The organism is Vibrio sp. A1-b2 (genome assembly GCF_021726015.1).
GTDB classification, from domain to species: Bacteria; Pseudomonadota; Gammaproteobacteria; order Enterobacterales; family Vibrionaceae; genus Vibrio; species Vibrio diazotrophicus.
The window spans coordinates 221,839-242,948 of sequence record NZ_JAKKCI010000004.1; the positions used below are offsets into that span (position 1 = coordinate 221,839).

The 21,110-nt window shown below is 44.0% G+C and carries 19 protein-coding genes; 9 read left to right on the forward strand and 10 right to left on the reverse strand.

Annotation, left to right across the window (positions count from 1 at the left end):
* The first annotated feature begins 17 nt into the window (after nt 1-17).
* From dnaX to recR, 3 genes are all read left to right on the forward strand, one after another.
* Nucleotides 18-2,162 (forward strand): DNA polymerase III subunit gamma/tau, encoded by a 2,145-nt coding sequence (gene dnaX, locus L3V23_RS11115; protein WP_237292346.1) that lies wholly within the window; start codon nt 18-20, stop codon nt 2,160-2,162.
* Between the two features lie 80 nt (nt 2,163-2,242).
* Complete coding sequence (locus L3V23_RS11120) at nt 2,243-2,572, forward strand: YbaB/EbfC family nucleoid-associated protein (RefSeq protein ID WP_042486139.1); 330 nt, start codon at nt 2,243-2,245, stop codon at nt 2,570-2,572.
* A 14-nt stretch (nt 2,573-2,586) separates the two neighbouring features.
* Entirely contained in the window at nt 2,587-3,189 is a 603-nt protein-coding gene (gene recR / locus L3V23_RS11125; protein WP_042486136.1) for a recombination mediator RecR, read from the forward strand.
* A 53-nt stretch (nt 3,190-3,242) separates the two neighbouring features.
* Here the strand turns inward: recR and aqpZ are convergent, their stop codons facing one another.
* Together aqpZ and L3V23_RS11135 are read right to left on the reverse strand one after the other, a co-directional pair.
* Entirely contained in the window at nt 3,243-3,944 is a 702-nt protein-coding gene (aqpZ, locus tag L3V23_RS11130; protein WP_237292347.1) for an aquaporin Z, read from the reverse strand.
* Between the two features lie 121 nt (nt 3,945-4,065).
* Nucleotides 4,066-4,314, reverse strand: a complete 249-nt coding sequence (locus tag L3V23_RS11135; RefSeq protein WP_171138455.1) for a YkgJ family cysteine cluster protein — start codon at nt 4,312-4,314, stop codon at nt 4,066-4,068.
* Nucleotides 4,315-4,478: 164 nt separating this feature from the next.
* On the opposite strand from L3V23_RS11135, the gene L3V23_RS11140 reads away from it, so the two are divergent.
* Complete coding sequence (locus L3V23_RS11140; RefSeq protein ID WP_237292348.1) at nt 4,479-4,919, forward strand: YcgN family cysteine cluster protein; 441 nt, start codon at nt 4,479-4,481, stop codon at nt 4,917-4,919.
* Between the two features lie 622 nt (nt 4,920-5,541).
* Entirely contained in the window at nt 5,542-6,420 is an 879-nt protein-coding gene (locus tag L3V23_RS11150; protein ID WP_102962728.1) for a hypothetical protein, read from the forward strand.
* 68 nt (nt 6,421-6,488) lie between these two features.
* On the opposite strand, the gene L3V23_RS11155 is transcribed toward L3V23_RS11150, so the two are convergent.
* The 3 genes from L3V23_RS11155 to rlmA all read right to left on the reverse strand — a co-directional run bounded on the left by L3V23_RS11155 (nt 6,489) and on the right by rlmA (nt 9,401).
* Nucleotides 6,489-7,523: a hypothetical protein gene (locus L3V23_RS11155; protein WP_237292349.1), complete on the reverse strand. Its 1,035-nt coding sequence runs from the start codon at nt 7,521-7,523 to the stop codon at nt 6,489-6,491.
* A gap of 444 nt (nt 7,524-7,967) precedes the next feature.
* Nucleotides 7,968-8,324 (reverse strand): hypothetical protein, encoded by a 357-nt coding sequence (locus L3V23_RS11160; protein WP_102953852.1) that lies wholly within the window; start codon nt 8,322-8,324, stop codon nt 7,968-7,970.
* A gap of 258 nt (nt 8,325-8,582) precedes the next feature.
* Nucleotides 8,583-9,401 (reverse strand): 23S rRNA (guanine(745)-N(1))-methyltransferase, encoded by an 819-nt coding sequence (rlmA, locus tag L3V23_RS11165; RefSeq protein WP_102986886.1) that lies wholly within the window; start codon nt 9,399-9,401, stop codon nt 8,583-8,585.
* Between the two features lie 285 nt (nt 9,402-9,686).
* Here rlmA and L3V23_RS11170 point away from each other — a divergent pair, with 285 nt between their 5' ends.
* On the forward strand, nt 9,687-11,570 hold the full coding sequence (locus L3V23_RS11170; RefSeq protein ID WP_237292350.1) for a methyl-accepting chemotaxis protein: 1,884 nt from the start codon (nt 9,687-9,689) through the stop codon (nt 11,568-11,570).
* A gap of 101 nt (nt 11,571-11,671) precedes the next feature.
* Here the strand turns inward: L3V23_RS11170 and L3V23_RS11175 are convergent, their stop codons facing one another.
* Entirely contained in the window at nt 11,672-12,556 is an 885-nt protein-coding gene (locus L3V23_RS11175; protein ID WP_102986823.1) for a D-hexose-6-phosphate mutarotase, read from the reverse strand.
* Nucleotides 12,557-12,687: 131 nt separating this feature from the next.
* Nucleotides 12,688-13,683 carry a type I glyceraldehyde-3-phosphate dehydrogenase gene (gene gap / locus L3V23_RS11180; protein WP_042486118.1) on the reverse strand — a complete coding sequence of 332 codons (996 nt, stop codon included), beginning with the start codon at nt 13,681-13,683 and terminating at the stop codon, nt 12,688-12,690.
* A gap of 336 nt (nt 13,684-14,019) precedes the next feature.
* Here gap and msrB point away from each other — a divergent pair, with 336 nt between their 5' ends.
* Nucleotides 14,020-14,424, forward strand: a complete 405-nt coding sequence (gene msrB / locus L3V23_RS11185) for a peptide-methionine (R)-S-oxide reductase MsrB (RefSeq protein WP_042486115.1) — start codon at nt 14,020-14,022, stop codon at nt 14,422-14,424.
* 42 nt (nt 14,425-14,466) lie between these two features.
* Here the strand turns inward: msrB and L3V23_RS11190 are convergent, their stop codons facing one another.
* Nucleotides 14,467-15,288 carry a DUF2989 domain-containing protein gene (locus L3V23_RS11190; RefSeq protein ID WP_237292351.1) on the reverse strand — a complete coding sequence of 274 codons (822 nt, stop codon included), beginning with the start codon at nt 15,286-15,288 and terminating at the stop codon, nt 14,467-14,469.
* Nucleotides 15,289-15,480: 192 nt separating this feature from the next.
* Here L3V23_RS11190 and L3V23_RS11195 point away from each other — a divergent pair, with 192 nt between their 5' ends.
* Nucleotides 15,481-15,765 carry a DUF1315 family protein gene (locus L3V23_RS11195; protein WP_042486109.1) on the forward strand — a complete coding sequence of 95 codons (285 nt, stop codon included), beginning with the start codon at nt 15,481-15,483 and terminating at the stop codon, nt 15,763-15,765.
* Nucleotides 15,766-15,872: 107 nt separating this feature from the next.
* Here the strand turns inward: L3V23_RS11195 and ansA are convergent, their stop codons facing one another.
* Both ansA and sppA read right to left on the reverse strand, forming a co-directional pair.
* Nucleotides 15,873-16,886, reverse strand: coding sequence for an asparaginase (gene ansA / locus L3V23_RS11200; RefSeq protein WP_042486106.1), 1,014 nt, complete (start codon nt 16,884-16,886; stop codon nt 15,873-15,875).
* 120 nt (nt 16,887-17,006) lie between these two features.
* A complete protein-coding gene (sppA, locus tag L3V23_RS11205; RefSeq protein WP_237292352.1) occupies nt 17,007-18,854 on the reverse strand; it encodes a signal peptide peptidase SppA in 1,848 nt (615 codons plus the stop codon).
* A 207-nt stretch (nt 18,855-19,061) separates the two neighbouring features.
* Between sppA and L3V23_RS11210 the strand changes: the two genes are divergently transcribed.
* The gene (locus L3V23_RS11210) at nt 19,062-21,065 is read left to right on the forward strand and encodes an NADPH-dependent 2,4-dienoyl-CoA reductase (protein WP_237292353.1); all 2,004 of its coding nucleotides are present in this window, start codon (nt 19,062-19,064) and stop codon (nt 21,063-21,065) included.
* Nucleotides 21,066-21,110: the final 45 nt, after the last annotated feature.

Genomic DNA, 21,110 nt, shown 5'->3' on the forward strand with positions numbered 1-21,110 from the left:
CTACAACGGAAGGTTTCATGAGTTATCTTGCCTTAGCGCGTAAATGGCGTCCTACCAAGTTTAAAGAAGTGGTAGGGCAGGCCCATGTATTAACAGCTTTAGAAAATGCTTTGGCTCACAATCAACTTCACCATGCGTACCTGTTCAGTGGTACTCGTGGTGTAGGTAAAACGACGATTGGACGACTTTTTGCGAAAGGGCTCAATTGCGAAACAGGTATAACATCAACGCCTTGTGGCGAGTGTGCAACCTGTAAAGAAATTGACCAGGGACGTTTTGTTGATTTACTAGAAATCGATGCGGCGTCGCGCACCAAAGTTGAAGATACTCGTGAGCTTCTCGATAACGTCCAGTATAAGCCAGCGCGTGGTCGCTTTAAGGTTTATCTGATAGACGAAGTTCACATGCTGTCGCGTCACAGTTTCAATGCATTATTGAAAACGTTGGAAGAACCGCCTGAGTATGTGAAGTTCCTGCTTGCGACCACCGATCCTCAGAAGCTGCCGATGACGATTTTATCTCGTTGTCTTCAGTTTCATCTAAAGCCGATCAGTATCGAAAATATCCAGCAACAGCTTGAGCATGTTCTTAATGAAGAAAGTGTCGCATTTGAGCACAAGGCTTTAGGTCTTATTGCTCATGCCGCTGATGGCAGTATGCGTGACGCGTTGAGCTTAACCGATCAGGCGATTGCGCTGGGTAATAATCATGTGGGCAACGATATTGTATCGCACATGTTAGGTACACTTGATACTGACCAAGCGCTGCACCTGTTGCAATCAATCAGCTCCAAGCAGCCACAAATGGTGATGGAGTCTATTGAGACATTTGCACAGAATGGCGTTGAATGGGATGGACTGCTTCAGCAGTTGGCGAGCCAATTGCACCGTGTTGCCATGTTTCAGGCATTACCAGCAAGCCTAGATAAATCGGCGCCAGATGCTGAGAAAATTGAATGGTTAGCGAAGTCTCTGACACCTCAGGATGTGCAGCTTTACTATCAAATTGCGTTGAAAGGCAGAACTGATCTTGCTGCTTCGCCGACAGGTCGAATCGGTATGGAAATGATCGCTTTGAGAATGATGGCATTCAGACCATCTCAAGTGTCGTTGACCTCAGCGATATCGACGCAAAGTGAACCTGCAATACCAGCAACAGTAGCTGAACCAGCCGCTCAAGCACCTGTAACACCGAGACCTCATGTCGCCCCTTCGGCTCCTGTAGCACCAAGTGCTCCGCAACATTCTGCGGCTCCGGCTCAACCTGTGCCACAATCAGCGTCAGTTCAGAGTCAACCTACACAGAATCATGCCGAGCAATATAACGCGCCGCGTGATGTCCAACAGGCGCCGATAAATCCTGTTTCTCAACCTGAACCTTATGTTCCAGCAGAAGAGCAAACTGTTGCAGAACCTCCTCAGCAAGAACGCAAAACATCTTCGCCTTTAACTGGGTTAAGACATCAGTTGCGTTCACAGCGTGAAGGTTTGAATCAGCAAGGAAATTCTGGTCAAGGAAACACAGGTCACGGCTCAAAAAAGTCTGAAGCGGCATCTGCAAAACCTGTTTCGGTGTTAGAGCGAGTGGCACAACGTGCTCAAAACGCTTCGCCGATGTCGCCAGCGTATGAGAGCAACGAACCTGAAGATCAAGAAGCATATCAATGGCGTCCAACTCAGCCAGTTGCTGAAGTTGAAGTAAAAAAAGAACTGACACCGACTCAAATTAAAAAGTCTCTGGAGCATGAAAAAACACCAGAGATGACCGCTAAGCTCATTGATGAAGCTTGTGCTCAAAATGAATGGGCGAGTTTGATTCAAAGCTTAGAAACGGCGAAGCTTGTTGAGCAACTGGCGCTTAACTCTGTGTATAAGAAACAGGGTAATGTTATCGAGCTGCTATTGCGCTCCAGCCATGCTCACCTGAATACGGATAAAGCTCAAAGCGAGCTGCTACAAGCGCTTAACGCAAAATTAGGTGAAGAGTGTGTACTTTCGGTCTCTTTAGGCGAAGAAGGTGAAACACCGCTCGAACTGCGCGAAAGGCTGTACCAAGAGAAACTTTCTCATGCCATGAGCCAACTATCGACAGATCCTAATGTACAATTTATTGAGCGTCGCTTTAGCGCCGAACTTGATAAAGACAGCGTAAGACCAATTTAACCGAAACGGTGGGGTTGAGATTTTAATCTTTTATCCCCACTGTATGTGAAACAATCAAAGATAAAACCAGAGAGATAAAGATGTTTGGTAAAGGCGGAATGGGCAACTTAATGAAGCAAGCCCAACAAATGCAAGATCGCATGCAAAAGATGCAAGAAGAAATCGCAAACATGGAAATCACCGGTGAATCTGGTGCAGGTTTGGTAAAAGTTACAATCACTGGTAGCCACAGTGTTCGCCGTGTTGACATCGATGAAAGCTTGATGGAAGACGACAAAGAAATGCTGGAAGATTTGATTGCAGCTGCGTTTAACGATGCTGCTCGTCGTATTGAAGAAGCATCAAAAGAGAAAATGGCTGCAGTTACTGGCGGTATGCAACTACCACCAGGCATGAAGATGCCTTTCTAAAAAGTAGGTGATTGATGCGTACCAGTCATATGCTGGAGCATTTGATGGAGGCCTTACGTTGTCTGCCTGGGGTTGGTCCCAAGTCTGCCCAACGTATGGCCTTTCATTTGTTACAGCGCGACAGAAAAGGTGGGTTACTTCTCGCTGAAGCTCTTGGTCAGGCAATGGTGGATATTGGCCATTGCAGCCAATGCCGAACATTCACTGAAGAAGAAACTTGTCATATCTGTAACAACCCTAAACGTCAGGAAAACGGCCAACTTTGTGTGGTTGAAAGCCCAGCAGACATTGCTGCTTTAGAAGCAACAGGCCAGTTTTCGGGACGTTACTTTGTTTTGATGGGGCACTTGTCTCCACTTGATGGCATAGGCCCAAGTGATATTGGATTAGATGTTCTGGATTTCCGTCTTCAAAAAGGCGGGATCAGCGAAGTTATTTTAGCAACCAACCCGACGGTAGAAGGCGAAGCGACAGCGCACTATATTGCTGAGCTATGCCGTGAACATCAAGTATCGGCAAGTCGTATTGCCCATGGTGTACCTGTTGGTGGTGAATTAGAGCTGGTTGATGGCACTACGTTGTCCCACTCTTTATTAGGTCGCCAAAGGCTTTCCTAAAATTCGATTTAGCATCCAGAGCCGCTGCTTGTTACAGCGGCTTTTGTTTATCTTCAATCAATTTCTTTTATTTCGCCATCCACAATCTTATAGACTATGGCTCCGATCATTCCGCCCACAATAGGCGCCACCCAGAACAGCCACAATTGCGACATCGCCCAGTCACCCACAAAAACAGCCACGCCAGTGCTTCGAGCTGGGTTAACTGAAGTATTCGTTACCGGAATACTGATTAAGTGAATGAGAGTCAAACACAAGCCGATAGCAATAGGTGCAAAACCTTTCGGGGCTCTAGCGTCTGTGGCACCCATGATGACGAACAAAAAGACGCCTGTCATAACCAACTCGCTCACCAGAGCAGCCATGAAAGAATATCCACCGGGAGAGTGTTCTCCATAACCATTGCTGGCAAATCCAGACGCGCCTATATCAAAACCGGCTTGACCTGTAGCGATAACATACAGCACGCCGCCAGCAATAACGCCACCAATGACTTGGGCAAGAACATAAGGGAGAATATCTTTACTTTCAAATCGACCACCAGCCCATAAACCAAAAGTAACAGCAGGATTTAGGTGGCAGCCTGAGATATGACCGATGGCATATGCCATGGTGAGAACCGTTAAACCAAAAGCGAGTGATACGCCTAGTAAGCCAATGCCGACATCGGGAAAGCCAGCAGCTAATACTGCGCTGCCACAACCACCGAGAACCAACCAAAATGTACCTACCAGCTCTGCGAGATATTTCTTCATAGTCACATTCCTATATGTAACAAAGACACATCTGAAGCGTAGTAGAAAAACGCAACTCACTTAGAGTAAAGGAAAATTAATCTGTTTCAAAAGTGGTACTTAGATCTAAAAATAGCCGAAACTAGGTCAACTGTTCGAGTTCAGTAAGATTTTTCAGAGCTTCTTGATTAGTTGAGCCGCAGACGACAGGGCAGGGTTTGAAATCATGGCAGACATTCGGTCTCTCTGGTTTGCCAAACAACTTACACAAGTTATCGTCATTCAATTGAATGCATCGTACACCGGCAGGTTTTCCATTCGGCATACCCGGAATTGGAGAAGATATGCTAGGTGCGATACAACATGCACCACATCCAAGTCGACAATTCATCATGACCTACCGCAAGTAAAAGCAAAAAGAAGGGCGCAGATGTTAACAGAAAAACCAGTAGCGGTAGACATTTTACGACGTTTTTTTCAGCATATTTGCCCTTGAATTTTATGTGGTGGGGCGGTATAACACGTCCCCCGGTTACAAACAGAAAGAATTCAGCAATGACAACTCCATTTTGGGAAAGCAAAACACTAGAACAAATGACAGAAGCAGAGTGGGAGTCACTGTGTGATGGCTGCGGTAAGTGTTGCTTGCATAAGCTGATGGATGAAGACAGCGATGAGGTGTATTACACCAACGTTGCTTGTAGCTGGCTAAATAGCAATACCTGCGCTTGTAAAGACTACCCAAACCGTTTTGAATCAGGCGAAGAGTGCTTGAAACTCACTCGCGACAAAATTGATGAGTTCCACTGGCTTCCAGATACCTGCGCATACCGATTACTGTCTCAAGCTGAACCTCTACCGCAATGGCACCCTCTCATCACCGGTTCAAAAGCCGCAATGCATGCAGAAGGTGAAAGTGTTCGCAATAAAGTCGTATATGAAATCGACGTTGTGGATTGGGAAGACCATATTTTGAATCATCCTTCGCGACAGTAGGGATACCAAGGCGCGATAAGGGTTTAATCAATACCTTATCGCCATAAATCGCCTCAAAACGCACATCTTACTAATCTCTGCCGCCACTTTATGGCGGCAGAAATCAAATCGAATTCAATGGATTTTTCTCCACCGCATCTTCTAGGTGATCTGGTGCTAGGTGCGCGTTGCGCTTGTTTTGCTTGATATTCGAATGTCCAAGTATTCGTTGTAGCTCAATGGTGTTTCCACCATGCATCATGCAGTGAATGTAAGGTCGGAGTATCTCGGGTCAATAAGTACGAGAAGATAATAGGAGGAGGTCGGTGGCCTCATATACGTAGTTGTTATAAACGCAAGTGTTATACAGCGTGTACGTTCCCGATGATTAACTATAAAGGTGAGAAATTCGTACTGGACAAACAAGTACTAAGGGAAGCACCTAATCCAAATATTAGATAGTAGATGTGATCAAGCATCGGAAATTTCTGGCCTTGGCGACGATAGCCAGCACACAAAAAGTCGACTAGATCTACTTACGAATTAACTATATTGATTCATATCTGTTTTTGCTTGTTTTAATAATGAAATATGACTCAGATTGAATACACTAACGCTTTGTTTTTTGTATTCGGTGGCAGGGATGTATTTTAGGTTTGGTGTATGTTTAGTAAGTGTTCTCGTTTCCTTTGGTGTGTCAGCTTCTAGCAACAAGTTCGTTGATTACTACGTTCAAAATGAGCAAGAGGCTCGGGATGTTGATAAGAAGTGCGATGTAAAAGTAGAAGTATTACTTAAAAGCAAAAAGCTCGATGAAGCGGCAGAAGTATCTGACTCTACGAAGTGCAAAGCTGCAAGGTATGCGATTGCAAAGTTAGATCGGGAGAAGCGAGAAAAAGACGAGGAAATACGCAAGCAAAGACTCCAAGCACGTCAGTCTGAACTCTTGAGTAAGTATGAAAAACTTTCGATTGCTCAAAGGTCAGATTCAAGTAAAGCAGCCAAAGCTCTAGGTATTGATTGCAATCAACCTATGGGCTGTAGTCTAGGAATGGTTGAACAACAATATGTAAAAGAGCTTTCACAGAGAATCGACCAAGGCCAAGTAGATGTAGACGCAGGTTATGAGCAATGCCTTAAAGTTGTAGTAGAAAAAGATCCATTTGCTTCAATGAGGGGAAAAACTGAATGCGACTTATATCGAGAGCAGAAAGTAGTTGGCTACGCACAAGAACTGGAAAAATTGGATTTCAAAGGACGACTAAATAGCTTTTCAAATTGTGATACCACCAAACGTTATGACGTTTGTGAAGATGCAAATGAGCGTGCCAATAAGTCACTTGTTAAGGCGAGCACTTTAGATAGAAAGGCTCAGAAAGCATTAGGTGAGCAATGTATCGAGTTACTATCAAAGGCGAAAAATGGTACTGAAAATGAGTTCAAATCACTTCGTAACAAACTCAAATACATGTACGAGTGCAACGGAGTAAAAAGCACCATAAGTCTAACTCGTTATAAATAGGCATTGCATAGAATTGTTGATTAAAGGAAACGCAGCCATGGGTGCGTTTCCTTTTTGCCTACAATAAGTTAGTAAGCCACTCTTACAGAACCCGCATTAGGCACTTTGTCACTCTTCTCAATTCGGGTTGTATACTTGTCATTGTTCAAATAGTCTGGTGTTTTCAAAACCAAATATGCCTTCCTCCCCAAATAGTCGATACAAAACCATATACCTTCTGGTCCATATACTGAAAATCTAGGCTCATATTTATGTGCATTTTCACCTTGAATAGCTCTGAATCCTGAACTTCTTAATAAGAGGTGAGCCAAAACACCTGGGTATTCATCAACTGCTCTAAGAAACCATCGGTCATTTATTTCTATGCGACAAGAATTGTTGGAATTCCCTATTTTGACAATACAATCGACGACGGAATCTCTATCGACAAGCTTGATGTCTGATGACAACAGAAACGTTAATAAGTAATACATATAAGTATCATCTATCATTTTTTGTCTCCAGCCATAGCTAGTAGAATTGAGTTCTTTTATTGTTCCAAACATAGGAACGACATCTTCTAGCCATGCTCTAACCAGTGTGGTAACGCATGATGCCCAACTATTGCCTCTGAAAAGCAATAGAGTGTCATACGCTTCAAGGCTTTCTACCGTTAAAATGTCGCCGATTTTCAAATCAGAATAAAAAATAGTTAGATGAACATGCAGTTCTTCAAATTTCGCCTGTGCTTGGTCTCTGTGGTTCTGCACAGTAATTTTTTTCTCTAAGGCAACAAGGTTTAAGTAAGTTGGCTTGAGAAAAGCAAATTTTCTATCTTTGCCTAATGCTTCGTTAGAAAGGTATTCAATTAAAGAATCTACTGCATTGATATATGCGTTTAGAGCTTCTTGAGAAAGTTTGGTGATTTCATCATTTATTTTTGCTCTTCTGTCTAGGCTATGTTGATAGGTTAGAAATACTAAAGTGGAAACAGTACCTATAGCGCCTAGCCAAGTACCACCAGTGTCTCGAAATACGTCCATGGAGCCAGCTAAAACAACCCCTATCATGCATGAAATAACACCCACAACCATAAATAGGTAGTACCTAAATCCTTTCGCCACTGAAACATCCTTTTAAACGCATATACGCGCAAATATACACACATAAGTCATTGACACTTAGGATAACTCAACTTGAGATTTAATGGCAGAAATCGAAAAAGCATCACCAGATATGCTTCACTTAATGGCGACAGCAAAACAGAAAGGTCTGCGTTTGGTGGATGAGTCAGATTAAATGCAATTGATGGTCCTCTCCGCAAGATTGTTTGCGAGAAACTTGGCATCAAGTCTAAAACCTCAACCAACACCGACCTTCGGCCTACACAAGATGTCGCCATTAAACTAAATTTGTGATTTTAACTTGTTGATATAAGACGATAAAAAATTTAGAGGTTCACATTTTGAACCATCCAAGTAGAAACTAAATCTCACATAACAAAAATCCCACAGTGTATTAAACATTGTGGGATTTTTTAAAGCCTGAGAAGAATTGGGAGAGTGGGGTTAGGCTAATAAGAGTAATAGGCTACCAACGGTTGCCGCTGCGGAAAGATATTGCCCCGCAGAGAAGAACGAATCATCTTTGTCTTTTACTTTGTCTGGGTGTTCCATACCCAAAGCACCATAGGTAAAGGCCTCCACCTTATCACTCATGGTTTTATCGCCTTCAGGCATTGTGCCGTTTTGCTCAATATCTTGTAATGCGGCAAGCAACGCCTTTCCTTCGTCAGAAAGCGTTACTTTGTTTTGTTCGACTTTCAGTGGTGCTGGTGAAGCCGACTCTGTACTCGCAGAAGCTTGATTTTTTACCGGTTGAGTGGCATTCAGATTAGATACTGATCCTGCGCCTACTGGGTTCATGCTGCTCTCCTAAATCCATCCTCAATAACTATATCGACAGGCTTATGTCAAACTTGTGTTATTTTTTGAACATATTTTCACTGTTTCTTACAAAGCAATTAGCATGCCTATTTTTTATACTTTTCTAGATTGGGATTTGGGAGAGGGATGCTTGGGGTGTTGTTGGAGAAAGAAGTTGTGTTTGTTATTGAAGTTACAATGGTTTTTGTGGCCCCTGTAACTTCAAGTCGCTAGCAGTATTCGACAGGTAAGGGATAACTAAGCTTTTCTATACACTCGAATCATAAAGTCTGCTTCGCATTGAACACTGGCTGAGTTTTTCAATTCCGCTTTGTAAGCTTCACTTGCGCGCCATGCAAACGGAGTCATCTGAAGTAGATCAAATGCATCATCTCCGCTTAGTGTCATCAAGTAATTCACTTTCTCTTCGTGTTCTAAGGTGAAGTTTTCAATGACTTCAGGCTGCTCTTCATGCAAGCGTACGTCTTGATAGATACCTTGTTTAAACTCGTATAAATGTCTTGCTGCTGGGGTGACTGTAATAACAACACCGCCTGATTTGATGCAGCGATTCAGTTCATCTGCTTTGCAAGGAGCATAGATGCGTAAAATTCCGTCGAGCGCTTCGTCGGCAAAAGGTAAGCGATGGCTTGAAGCAACGGTAAAATCACAGTTTGAGTAGCGCTTTGCCGCATATCGAATAGCCACTTTGGAAATGTCCAGCCCGAAGGTATTGGCTTGCGGGTTCTGCTGTTTTAGGCAATCTGCAATATAGGTTGTGTAGTAGCCTTCACCACAACCGATGTCTAACAGCTGGTGGTCTGTGTTTATTAAGAAACGTTGGCACAACTCGGCGACTTTCTCACGCATAGGGTTGTAATGACCGCCATCGAGAAAACGACGTCTTGCTTGCATCATCTCTTTGTTGTCACCTGGATCTTTCGAGCGTTTATGGTGAGCAGGCATCAAGTTGACGTAGCCTTCTTTTGCCAAATCAAACTGATGGTTGTTTACACATGAATAGGTGCGTTGGTTAAGAGTGAGTGGATGCTGGCAAAGCGGACACTGGTAAGCCATGGTGTTCTCAAGGTAGTAAATGGAAGCGTAAGTGTAGCGGTTACTCCACCAAATAAAAAGCAAGTTAACAGGCAGGCGTTGCATGACTTTTGGAAGGGGAATCTTATTTTTATCGCGTTTGCACTGCTATACCGACAATAATTTGGTTTATGCCAATTTGTTGACATAAACCTTTGCATAACAATGAGTTATATATTGAAAGTTTTATATCTTTTTAGTGGATAGCCTATGGCAATGAGGTTAGTATCTCGCCTGTAAAAACAACAATATGAGAGCTGTTAAATAATGTCATTTTCGCTAAAGCAAAAGTTAATTGGTGCTAGCCTAACCGCAGTTGTTGTTATGGCCGGAGCATTAACGTGGTTGTCTATAGACCGTATCTATGATCAGACGCAAAAAGCAATGTCAGAGCGTGTTGAATCTCTAACGACTGCGACTGCCAAAGGTATCTCGGATTGGGTTGCTGACAGAAAATCTATCACTTCAGCATTTAAAGCCTATGCAAACGCTGCGGATCCAACGCCTTTTTTACAACAAGGCCGAGTTTCGGGCGGTTTTGATGAGCTGTATTACGGTACCACCGAAGGGGTGATGAACCGTTCTTATCCTGAGAGATATCAAGAAGGTTACGACCCTCGCAAACGTCCTTGGTATATTGATGCATCGACGGCTGGCAAAATGATTGTAACTACGGCGTATCAAGATGCAGTGACCAATGCATTGCTTATCACTATTGCTGAACCTGTTACTGTCAATGGACGCTTTTCTGGTGTTGTCGGCGCTGATGTGTTGATTGAACAGCTAGTCTCTGACGTGCTTTCATCCGTTGCGGGTGAGAACGCTAGAACCATGCTTATTGATACTCAAGATGGCAACTGGCTAGCGCATCCAAATAAAGACTTCACGCTAAAACCTGTATCTGCAGTATCAAAAGTGTTAACTATCGACGCGATCAACAAAGCGGCGAGAGACAAAACTTTTATTCCTGTTACGTTGAATGGCGTACAAAAGTGGTACTACTTCAAAGCTGTGCCGGGAACTCAGTGGATCTTTGCGGTAGAGCTGGATAAAGACACTGAGCTTGCTTCAACGGATTCATTACTTTGGGGACTAATTTCAACGGCGGTTGTGATTACGTTTTTAGTGTTACTTGCCGTGTCTTGGTTGGTTAATTTCTTGATTAGAGATCTTTCTCGCGTGAGCAAAGCGTTGGAAGAAATTGCCTCTGGTGATGCGGACTTGACGCAACGCCTGACGATTCATTCTGAAGATGAAGTAGGTAAACTGGCGCAAAGCTTTAACCAGTTTGTGGGCAATATGCAGCAAATGGTAGCGAACTTAGGTAATGTGTCTGCCGAGCTTTTACAGCAATCCGCTCATGCTGCGAAGCAATCAGACCAAAACAATATGCGCATTCAGCAGCAGCAAGATGAAATCAACATGGTTGCGACTGCGATTAATGAAATGTCAGCTGCAACTCATGAGATTGCGGGTAACGCTGAGCAGACGGCTGGCAACTCTAATGATGCCGTTATTGCATGTGATGCCGGTGCTCGTCAGGTTTCTCAAACACAGGTTTCTATTGAAAATTTAGCGACCGAAGTGGAAGTGGCAACTGGCGTTATTACTGAGCTTGAAGGTCACAGCAACCAAATCAGCAATATCCTATCGACGATTCAGGGAATTGCAGAGCAGACAAACTTGCTAGCGCTAAATGCAGCGATTGAAGCTGCGCGAGCGGGTGAGCAGGGTCGAGGATTTGCGGTTGTTGCCGATGAAGTTCGAGTGTTGAGCCAACGTACTTATGCATCGACAAAAGAAATTCAGCAAATGATTGATACGCTACAGAGTACAACAGGTAAAGCGGTATCGATCATGAATGACAGCCGCACATTGGCGACGACCAGTGTAAACGATGCAATCAATGCTTCTCAGTCGTTAGAGCAAATTAGAACGGTAGTGTCTGCGATTAGTGATATGGCAACACACATTGCGACTGCGGCGGAAGAACAGGCATCAGTGACGTCGGAAATTACTCGTAATACACAAGGTATTCGTGATGTATCGAATGAGTTCTCTATTGAAGCGAAAGATGCAGCAGAGCAGGCCGCAATACTCTCTTCGCTCTCTCATGAGCTTGAATCTGAGATTCGCCGATTCAAAGTTTAATATTGCCCAGACGCTTTATTTAAATACATAAACAAAAATCCGATAAACAGTGTTTATCGGATTTTTTCTTTTCGGGTTCGAACCACACTAAGACGAGATGGTTAGTTTGCCGAAATGGTCGTTGCTAATAGGTACTGTTCACCCGGTTGCAACGTTTGACCTGCAGAAAGGCATGGTGCATGGATGGTCGACTCAACACAGAACATGGTTTTGTAGCCGTCATCAGGCATGTCAGCCATTGCTTTTGAACCTTGAGACCAAGGGTTCCACAGCACTGCGCAATTGTGACCACTGTTTTCAACCAACAGCGCTCGTTTTAGCACTGGGTCTGTAACTGTGATTTTGGATTCTGGCATAGTGTAGACACGATCGATCGTATCAGTGAGTACCAGTGTCTCTTCACCTTGGCAGATTTTTGAATCTTGCAGCTTGTCGATGTATTCAGCTCCCATACCTGTCGTGGTAATTTGAGCTACATCGCCAACATTCAGGTAAGTATGAAGTGCACTTGAGAACGTCCAAGCTTTTTCATCCGTGTTGTTTACTTCCAGTGTCACTTTCAACTCATCACCAATTTCGACAAACAAGCGGGTCTTAAACTTGTATGGCCAAATTGCCAGTGTTTCTTCTGACTCTTCAAGCTCTAGAACAACTACAACACCTTGTTCATTTTCTCTGTGTTCTGCCAATTTCCATTGGCTGATACGTGCAAAACCGTGTCCAGGTTCTGCAATTTTGCCAAACCAAGGCCAACAAACTGGAATACCACCGCGAAGTGCAGCTTTGCCGTCAAAAGGTGTGTTGCTACTCATCCAAATCAGGTCTTCTTTGCCAGCAGGAACATAAGAAAGAACATGAGCACCATGCAGAGCGATAGCGGCGGTAGCTTTATCGTGGATAACACGAACGATTTTCACCTCATCTTTTTCAACGATGGTCACGTTGTCAGAGAGGTAAGTAAGGGTAGGGAGAGAAAGTAGATCCATAAATATCATTCCTCGTTCAGCTTTTTGCTTAGACTGATTGTTATTAGGAAAATCAAATCTGTAGAAACAAAAAAGGCGACACATCGGCCGCCTTTTCATATTCTCAACGAATTTCTTCGCTAATGCTTACATTACTTAGAGATGTGAGCGATTAGGTCTAGAACTTTGTTTGAGTAACCGATTTCGTTGTCGTACCAAGATACAACTTTAACGAATTTGTCAGTTAGAGCGATACCAGCTTTAGCATCGAATACTGAAGTGCATTTTTCGCCGATGAAGTCTTGAGATACTACTGCGTCTTCAGTGTAACCAAGAACGCCAGCCATTTCGCCTTCAGAAGCTTCTTTCATCGCTTTACAGATTTCTTCGTAAGAAGCAGCGTTTTTCAGGTTAACAGTCAAGTCAACAACAGAAACGTTAGCAGTTGGTACGCGGAAAGCCATACCAGTTAGAAGACCTTTAACTGCTGGAAGTACAACGCCTACTGCTTTAGCAGCACCAGTTGAAGATGGGATGATGTTTTGAGAAGCACCACGACCACCGCGCCAGTCTTTAGCAGAAGGACCGTCTACAGTTTTTTGAGTTGCTGTAGTAGCGTGAACTGTAGTCATAAGACCAGATTCGATACCGAACTTGTCGTTAAGAACTTTAGCGATAGGCGCTAGACAGTTAGTAGTACAAGAAGCGTTAGAAACGATGTCTTGACCTGCGTAAGTGTCGAAGTTTACGCCGTTAACGAACATTGGAGTTGCGTCTTTAGAAGGGCCAGTCATAACAACTTTCTTCGCACCAGCAGTGATGTGCTTACGTGCAGTAGCGTCGTCAAGGAATAGACCAGTTGCTTCAGCAACAACGTCAACACCGATTGCATCCCATTTTAGATCTTCTGGGTTGCGTTCTGCAGTAACACGTACAGTCTTACCGTTTACGATTAGGTTACCACCTTCAACTTCAACAGTGCCGTTGAAACGACCGTGAGTTGAGTCATACTTAAGCATGTAAGCCATGTAATCTACGTCGATTAGGTCGTTGATACCAACAACTTCGATGTCATTACGTTCTTGTGCTGCACGGAATACGAAACGGCCAATACGGCCAAAACCGTTAATACCTACTTTGATAGTCATTATAGTTGCTCCACAACTTAATTTCTGATTAAAGATAACTGGTAGTAAAATTACAAAATCCAGTAAACATCTGCAACAGATAATCCGACTTAACTTGTTTAAAGTCAAAAAAAACTGTCGCTTTTTTTCACAATCACTTACAACTGATTAGTTTTTAGACGTGCTACTGCTTTTCATCCCTACCAATTGACGTAAAATAATCAAGATACGAGGTTATTGATGCTCAAATAACCCGCAATACTATGGTGAAAAAGTATGTGCTACAAAATCATAGGTACGCAAGTTTTTAGCGAAAAAAGTCAAAAATAATTATTACAAAAAAGGAGAAGTCAAAGCGTGGTTGATAAAGCCCAAAATCTTGAGAAGCCTGACGAATACTGGAAAGACCAGTTATCGGAAGAGGAATATTACGTTTGTCGCCAGAGAGGAACTGAAGCGCCTTTCTCTGGTAAGCTACTGCATAACAAACTAACTGGCGATTACCATTGTACTTGCTGCAATGCGCTTTTGTTTAGTTCTGAAAACAAATACGACTCTGGTTGTGGGTGGCCAAGTTTTGATGCGCCTATTAATGATCAGGCCATCCGTTATTTAGAAGATCTAAGTCACGGAATGATAAGAACTGAGATTCGTTGTGCTGCTTGTGACAGCCATTTAGGTCATGTATTTCCTGATGGTCCACAGACTACAGGTGAACGCTTTTGTGTTAACTCGGTGTCGTTAATTTTCAACAAAAAGTGAAAAAGTTGGTGGTAGACCACCAACTTTTGTTTGATAGCAACATTATTTCAAAGAGTTAGGGACGATGCTTTTTCGGTATTGTCCCTCTTTGATCAACTTAACAACCGTTTCTGCAATATCGTCAAGCTTCTCAAATTTCTCTTCATCAAAGCCATACATCAATGCAAGTTCGGACTCGCTGGCGATAGGTACATCATATTCCTTACCGACCATAGCCCAAACATAGGCATGTTCTTTATCACCAGAAGCATGATAGTTGCTCGCCAGTGATTTAAGGATCTCGGTGTTGATATTGTCTGGCTTGCTTAACTCTAAAGCGTGATTAAGTAAGATGATGGTTTTTTCACGGTCTCGCGAGGTATAGAAGGTAGCTAATGCGTACTGTAACTCAGCGGTTTCGAGTTCAGGCTTGCCTTCCAATTGTAAAAACTCACGGCGAGCTTTATGGTCACCCTCTTGGCTCCATAAAAAATAAAGAGATTCTGGTGTGCGTTGGTTACGAAGTTCGGTCGCGATACGCTTTAAATCTTCACCTGCATTCACCAGTGCATTGACTCGTCTTTGCTTGAGATCTGCTTGGTCAATCGCCTGAATTTGAGACGCGAGCTCTAAACATTTTCGGTAAGCACTGGTTAGATTGTACTCTTCAATTTTGTTTACTGGAGTCGGGTCTTTAAGTACTTCGAAGCGATGCCAGATCAGGTCAGTTCTGGGGATACGGCATTGTCCGTCATTAACATTTAGTCTTTCACACTGCAGTGCTGGGTTGTCTGCACAAAGTTTATCGGTGTTCTTTTTATTTTCTAAACACCCTGATAGAGCCAAAGGCAGTGATAAAACGAGAATGGCTTTTATTGTGTTCATATTTTGGCCTGTTGACCTTATTTATAGAGATTCTTTTTTGTAACGGATTGAACTGAATAAATGCAGGAGCTATGCCACATCATGTTAGAAAAATGTTTAGCTTGTGATCCGATACACTTATTTATTTAGCTTGTCTTGACTCAATATGCCAGCAAGTTATTTTGGCGCAAATCGTTAAATTAGGAATGCACCATGGACGCAAATCAACTTGTTGCTGCTATCACACCGGAAGCTTATGAGCGCTTATTGTTTGCTGTTGAAACGGGTAAGTGGCCTGAAGGTACTTCACTTTCTCCAGAGCAGCGAGATTCTTGTATGCAAGCTGTGATGTTGTACCAATCAAAGCACAATAACAACGCTGACCATATGAGCATTGGCGTTGGTGGCGAGATGATCTTTAAATCAAAAGCAGAATTAAAAAAACGTTTTCAAGATAATCAAGAAGATATCGTACGTATTAATCCTAATCACGAGTAGTGGTTTGGGTCGGAAAAAGAAAACCCCGTATGTGAATACGGGGTTTTCTTACTTTATGAGGGTGGTTCTTTTAAGCTTAAGCCGCTTTTGACTTTAGCCGTTGTAATTTACAGAGACATTTCGCCACGCAGCACTTGCTGCATCTTTTGCTTCACTTCTTCGTAAGAGAGATTTTGGCTCAATAAGTAGTGAAGTTTTGCCAACGCCGCCTCAGGCGTCATATCGTAACCACTGATAACACCTGCATCAGCAAGTGCACAGCCCGTTGCGTAGCCACCCATGTTGACTTTACCTGCTAAACATTGGGTTAGGTTTACGACAATAACTCCACGTTCAGAGGCATCTTTTAGCTGTGCCAGTAGTTCTGGATTTTGTGGTGCGTTTCCAACCCCAAAAGTAAGCAGAATCATGGCATTCACGGGTTGCAATAAGGTATTGCGAATTACCTCGTGAGAGATGCCCGGGTACATGGTGATCACACCGATAGGTTGCGGCGTAATGTGGTGTACGCGGAATTTACCTTCAGGCACCTGACCAATTTGCACGCCATTGCTGACATGGATATTGATACCCGCTTCGAGCAGTGGTGGAATGTTTGGTGAAGTAAATGCGTTAAAGCCATCTGCATGAGACTTAGTGCTGCGGTTACCGCGCATCAAGTGATTGTTGAAGAACAGAGTGACTTCATTAATCGGGTAGTTTGCTGCGATGTGCAGTGCATTCAGCAAGTTGGCCTGACCATCCGAACGTAATTCTGCAAGTGGGATTTGTGAGCCTGTCACAATGACCGGTTTACCTAAGTTCTCCAGCATGAAGGACAATGCAGAGGCGGTATAAGCCATAGTGTCAGTGCCATGCAGAATAACGAAACCATCGTATTTGTCGTAGTTGTCCGCGATATCATCAGCGATTTTTTGCCAGTCTTCTGGCGTCATATCTGAAGAGTCAATCAGTGGTTCGTACTCATGAACCGTAAACTCGGGCATTTCGTCACGATGGAACTCTGGCATATTTGCCAATTGCTTTTCCATGAATCCAGCAACAGGAACGTATCCGTGTGAGGATTTCTTCATGCCGATAGTGCCGCCAGTGTAGGCGATATAGATATGTTTTCTTGCCATGATTACAACTACTAAAGGTGGTGGTAAATAGTGTGGCGATTATAACGAAAACGATTGTAATAAAAAGGGGCGCTGTGTATTTAGCGCCCCCTAAACGGAAATTTCGTGCTGCTAGTCTGACTATTGTACTTGGCAGGGCAGACAGAACGCGTATTGTCCTTTTGGATCGTTAAAACCGCTTAGCAGGTTCGCATCGTTAATTAACTGACTTGCTGCCGGTTGAAACGCTGCTGGAACCACGCTGGAAACATCCAAACCAAGACTTGCTTTGATCTGTCCAAACAGGTCTTGCAGGATTTGCTGTGCCGGACTTAGCGGATCGGACACCCAGAACAGGTTGTAGTCTTCAACTTTGGCCAGTTCAGCCGCGAGCTTAACGGCGTCATCAAAGTCACCCAATTTATCGACCAAACCTAATTTCTGCGCATCTTGGGCTGTCCAGACTCGACCTTGAGCTACCTGATCAACCTGTTCAACGGACATACCTCTGCTTTCACCCACTAGCGAAATGAAACGGTGGTAACCATGTTCAATGCCCATTTGCAGCGCTTTTTGCGCCCCTTCGTTAAGGCCAGTAGTGATACCAATACCTGAGAATGGTGAAGTACCAACACCATCGGTAGAAATGCCAAGCTTGTTAAGACCTTTTTCAAAAGTCGTAATGACGCTAAAGATACCGATTGAACCGGTGAGGGTTGTTGGCTGAGCAACGATTTTATCTGCACTCATTGAAATCCAGTAACCGCCGGAAGCCGCTAGGCTCGACATTGAAACAACCACAGGTTTACCTGCTGCTTTTAATGCATCAATTTCGTTACGAATCACTTCGGAAGCAAATGCGCTGCCCCCTGGGCTGTCTACTCGTAAAACCACCGCTTTGACGTTGTTATCATTGCGTGCTTGGCGAAGAAGAGACGCTGTGCTGTCGCCACCGATGCTACCGCGAGGTTGAGAACCATCCATAATTGTGCCGCTGGCAACCACAATAGCGATATCATCGTTGGTTGCACTCATTTGAGGCGTTACCGTTTGTGCATAGTCGTAATAACTCACAGCGTTGTAGCTGTCTTTACCATCACTGCCAAAGGTTTTAGCAAGCTCAAGGCGAATTTGCTGACGAGTTGCCAATTCATCAACGAGGCCAATGTTCAGTGATAACTGAGCTAAGTCTCCCGATGTTTGTTCAAGAAGCGCAAGAAACTCATCCATGTTTGGCGTTAATGCGTCAGCATCAATGCCTCTGTTGGTGGCAACATCATCGATGTAGGCTCCCCATAACTGAGTTAACCAACGAGACGCCGATTCACGCGCTGCATCTGACATGTCGTCACGGATGAAGGGTTCAATGGCTGACTTATAGGTTCCAACTCTGAATACGTGAGTGTTGACGTCGAGCTTCTCTAGAAGGGTTTTGTAATACATGTTGTAAGCACTGTAGCCATGCAACAAAACTGCGCCATCGGGAGCCATAAACACTTTATCGGCGTAACTTGCCAAGTAGTATTGGCTTTGGTTGTACATGTCGCTCAGAGCAAAAACCGGTTTGCCAGAAGCTTTGAATTCATTAATGGCTTTCGCGATATAGCGCAATTTGGTTAGGTTGGTTTCTGGCATATTACGCAGTGCCAAAACCAAACCCGTAATCTTGTCGTCGTCTTTAGCGTGACGAAGTGTTTCGACAATATCGAAGAGCACGTTTTCTTTTGGCAGATCTTTGCCTAACACTGAGCCCGTTACTGAATCCATCGGGCTTAAATAACTGCTTTGCTCAACGATGGGGCCAGATAGGTTGAGCACTAAGGCAGATTTTTTCTCAACCACAGGTGCTGGGGTCTCATAAGCGTAAAGGAAATACACTAACGCGATACTGAGTAGGAAAATGAGGTTGGTAAGAGCGATACGAATGAAAGTGATTAGTTTCCAAATCCCTTTAAAAAGCAGCCCAATAAATCGGAATATTGTTTTCATTGTGTCTCCAGCAATGCCATCGAAATGCTTGTTAATATCACCAAAACAACACCTTGGAATATTAATTAAGTTGCATCGTACGTGATCTAGTATACGCAAACAACCGCAAGATTGATCGGTGTTACAAAAATGTAAACACTTGTTTGATTTTTGTGTGAGTGAGGAATAGTGTGGTCGGAAAACAATAACGATAAAGGTTAACTCTCCATGTACCCAAATCTGCTACAGCCATTGGATTTAGGATTTACTCAGTTAAAAAACCGAGTTTTGATGGGTTCAATGCACACTGGTTTAGAAGACGAAAAAGAAGGCTTACATAAGCTTGCCGCATTTTATGAAGAACGGGCAAAAGGTGGTGTAGGCCTGATTGTTACGGGTGGATACTCGCCAAATCTTCGCGGACGCTTACATCCTTTTGGTGCCGAGTTTAGCAGTGTGAAACATGCTAAAGCGCATAAAGTGGTGACTGAGGCGGTACATCAACATGGTAGTAAAATTGCGCTGCAACTTCTTCATGCTGGCCGTTATGCCATGCATCCTTTCTCACAGAGCGCATCTGCGATTAAATCTCCAATCAGTAAGTTTGTTCCTAGCGAAATGACTCCGCGTCAGATCCGAAAAACCATTCAAGCCTTTGCCAATAGTGCTGAGTTGGCTCAACTCGCAGGGTATGACGGCGTTGAAGTGATGGGGTCTGAAGGCTACTTGCTAAACCAGTTTATTTGTAAACGCACGAATATGCGTTATGACGACTGGGGTGGTAGTTATCTCAATCGAATCCGTTTCCCACTTGAAGTGGTCAGAGCCATTCGTGAAGCGGTGGGTGAAGAGTTCATCATCATCTTCCGTTTGTCGATGCTGGATTTGGTTGAACAAGGCAGCACATTTGAAGAAGTGTTGATGCTGGCTAAAGAGCTAGAAAAGGCTGGCGTGACAATCATTAATACGGGTATCGGCTGGCACGAAGCTCGGATCCCGACCATAGTGACGCAAGTTCCTCGTGCTGCGTTTAGCTGGGTAACGGAGAAGATCAAACCTCATTTGTCGATCCCAGTGATTACCTGTAACCGTATCAATACTCCGGAAGAAGCGGAGAGCATTATTGCTTCAGGGAAAGCGGATATGGTTTCGATGGCTCGCCCATTCTTGGCAGACCCAGAATTTGTCAATAAGGCAGAGCAAGGTCGAGCAGCATTTATCAATACTTGTATTGGCTGCAACCAAGCCTGTCTGGATAACGTGTTTAAAGGTAAACGTGCATCGTGCATGGTTAACCCGCGCGCCTGTTACGAAACAGAGATTGTGGTTCAACCTGCAAGCGTTAAGAAGACTGTGGCGGTGATTGGTGCAGGTCCAGCGGGGCTGGCTTGTGCAACGACGTTGGCTGAGCGTGGGCATGATGTTGACCTGTTTGAAAGAAACGATCGCATTGGCGGTCAGTTCAGATTAGCGATGCAGATCCCGGGCAAAGAAGAGTTTCGTGAGACGATTCGTTACTTCGCCAATCGTATTGATGAAACAGGCGTGCGTTTGCATTTAAGAACGGAAGCTGACTTCTCTATGTTGTCGGAGTATGACGAAGTGGTAATGGCATCGGGTGTTGAACCGCGTAAAGTCGACATTGCAGGCTTGGAAAACAGCGAAAAAGTGGTGGATTACCAAACGCTGATCCGCGAAAAGACACCGGTAGGCAATAAAGTCGCTATCGTTGGCGCGGGTGGTATTGGGGTTGATGTCGCAAGTATGATTACTGAGCCATCCGATCATGATTTAGATGACTGGTTACATGAATGGGGCATAGATAAAGAGATTACTTATCCTGGAGGTTTGTATCCTTATCCGGATTCACGTAGTGAAAAAGAAGTGTGGTTGCTACAACGCAGAAAAGGCAGTGTCGGCAAAGGGCCGGGCAAAACAACAGGCTGGGTTCACAAACGCACCTTAGAGAAGCGCGGCGTACACATGCTTGGTGGCGTTCAATATCAAGGTATTGATAGCCAAGGTTTTCATATCGGTATTGATGGTGAATCAAAGATTCTGGATGTAGATAAAGTGATTATTTGTGCAGGGCAGGTTTCTGTTCGACCATTTGAAGATAAATGGCCTGAACTGTCCGGCAAGCTCCATGTCATTGGTGGTGCTGAACTTGCGGGTGAACTGGACGCGGTACGTGCCATTCGCCAAGGGGTGAAACTGGCGGTGTCTATTTAATCGCTGGTTATCACTAAAGAAAAATGGCGCTGATTCAGCGCCATT

Excerpts from the sequence above, each read along its gene's own strand:
- dnaX (WP_237292346.1), top strand. The coding sequence starts at position 18 with ATGAGTTATCTTGCCTTAGCGCGTAAATGGCGTCCTACCAAGTTTAAA.
- L3V23_RS11120 (WP_042486139.1), top strand. The coding sequence starts at position 2,243 with ATGTTTGGTAAAGGCGGAATGGGCAACTTAATGAAGCAAGCCCAACAA.
- recR (WP_042486136.1), top strand. The coding sequence starts at position 2,587 with ATGCGTACCAGTCATATGCTGGAGCATTTGATGGAGGCCTTACGTTGT.
- aqpZ (WP_237292347.1), bottom strand. The coding sequence starts at position 3,944 with ATGAAGAAATATCTCGCAGAGCTGGTAGGTACATTTTGGTTGGTTCTC.
- L3V23_RS11135 (WP_171138455.1), bottom strand. The coding sequence starts at position 4,314 with ATGAATTGTCGACTTGGATGTGGTGCATGTTGTATCGCACCTAGCATA.
- L3V23_RS11140 (WP_237292348.1), top strand. The coding sequence starts at position 4,479 with ATGACAACTCCATTTTGGGAAAGCAAAACACTAGAACAAATGACAGAA.
- L3V23_RS11150 (WP_102962728.1), top strand. The coding sequence starts at position 5,542 with ATGTATTTTAGGTTTGGTGTATGTTTAGTAAGTGTTCTCGTTTCCTTT.
- L3V23_RS11160 (WP_102953852.1), bottom strand. The coding sequence starts at position 8,324 with ATGAACCCAGTAGGCGCAGGATCAGTATCTAATCTGAATGCCACTCAA.
- rlmA (WP_102986886.1), bottom strand. The coding sequence starts at position 9,401 with ATGGCTTACCAGTGTCCGCTTTGCCAGCATCCACTCACTCTTAACCAA.
- L3V23_RS11170 (WP_237292350.1), top strand. The coding sequence starts at position 9,687 with ATGTCATTTTCGCTAAAGCAAAAGTTAATTGGTGCTAGCCTAACCGCA.
- L3V23_RS11175 (WP_102986823.1), bottom strand. The coding sequence starts at position 12,556 with ATGGATCTACTTTCTCTCCCTACCCTTACTTACCTCTCTGACAACGTG.
- gap (WP_042486118.1), bottom strand. The coding sequence starts at position 13,683 with ATGACTATCAAAGTAGGTATTAACGGTTTTGGCCGTATTGGCCGTTTC.
- L3V23_RS11190 (WP_237292351.1), bottom strand. The coding sequence starts at position 15,288 with ATGAACACAATAAAAGCCATTCTCGTTTTATCACTGCCTTTGGCTCTA.
- L3V23_RS11195 (WP_042486109.1), top strand. The coding sequence starts at position 15,481 with ATGGACGCAAATCAACTTGTTGCTGCTATCACACCGGAAGCTTATGAG.
- ansA (WP_042486106.1), bottom strand. The coding sequence starts at position 16,886 with ATGGCAAGAAAACATATCTATATCGCCTACACTGGCGGCACTATCGGC.
- sppA (WP_237292352.1), bottom strand. The coding sequence starts at position 18,854 with ATGAAAACAATATTCCGATTTATTGGGCTGCTTTTTAAAGGGATTTGG.
- L3V23_RS11210 (WP_237292353.1), top strand. The coding sequence starts at position 19,062 with ATGTACCCAAATCTGCTACAGCCATTGGATTTAGGATTTACTCAGTTA.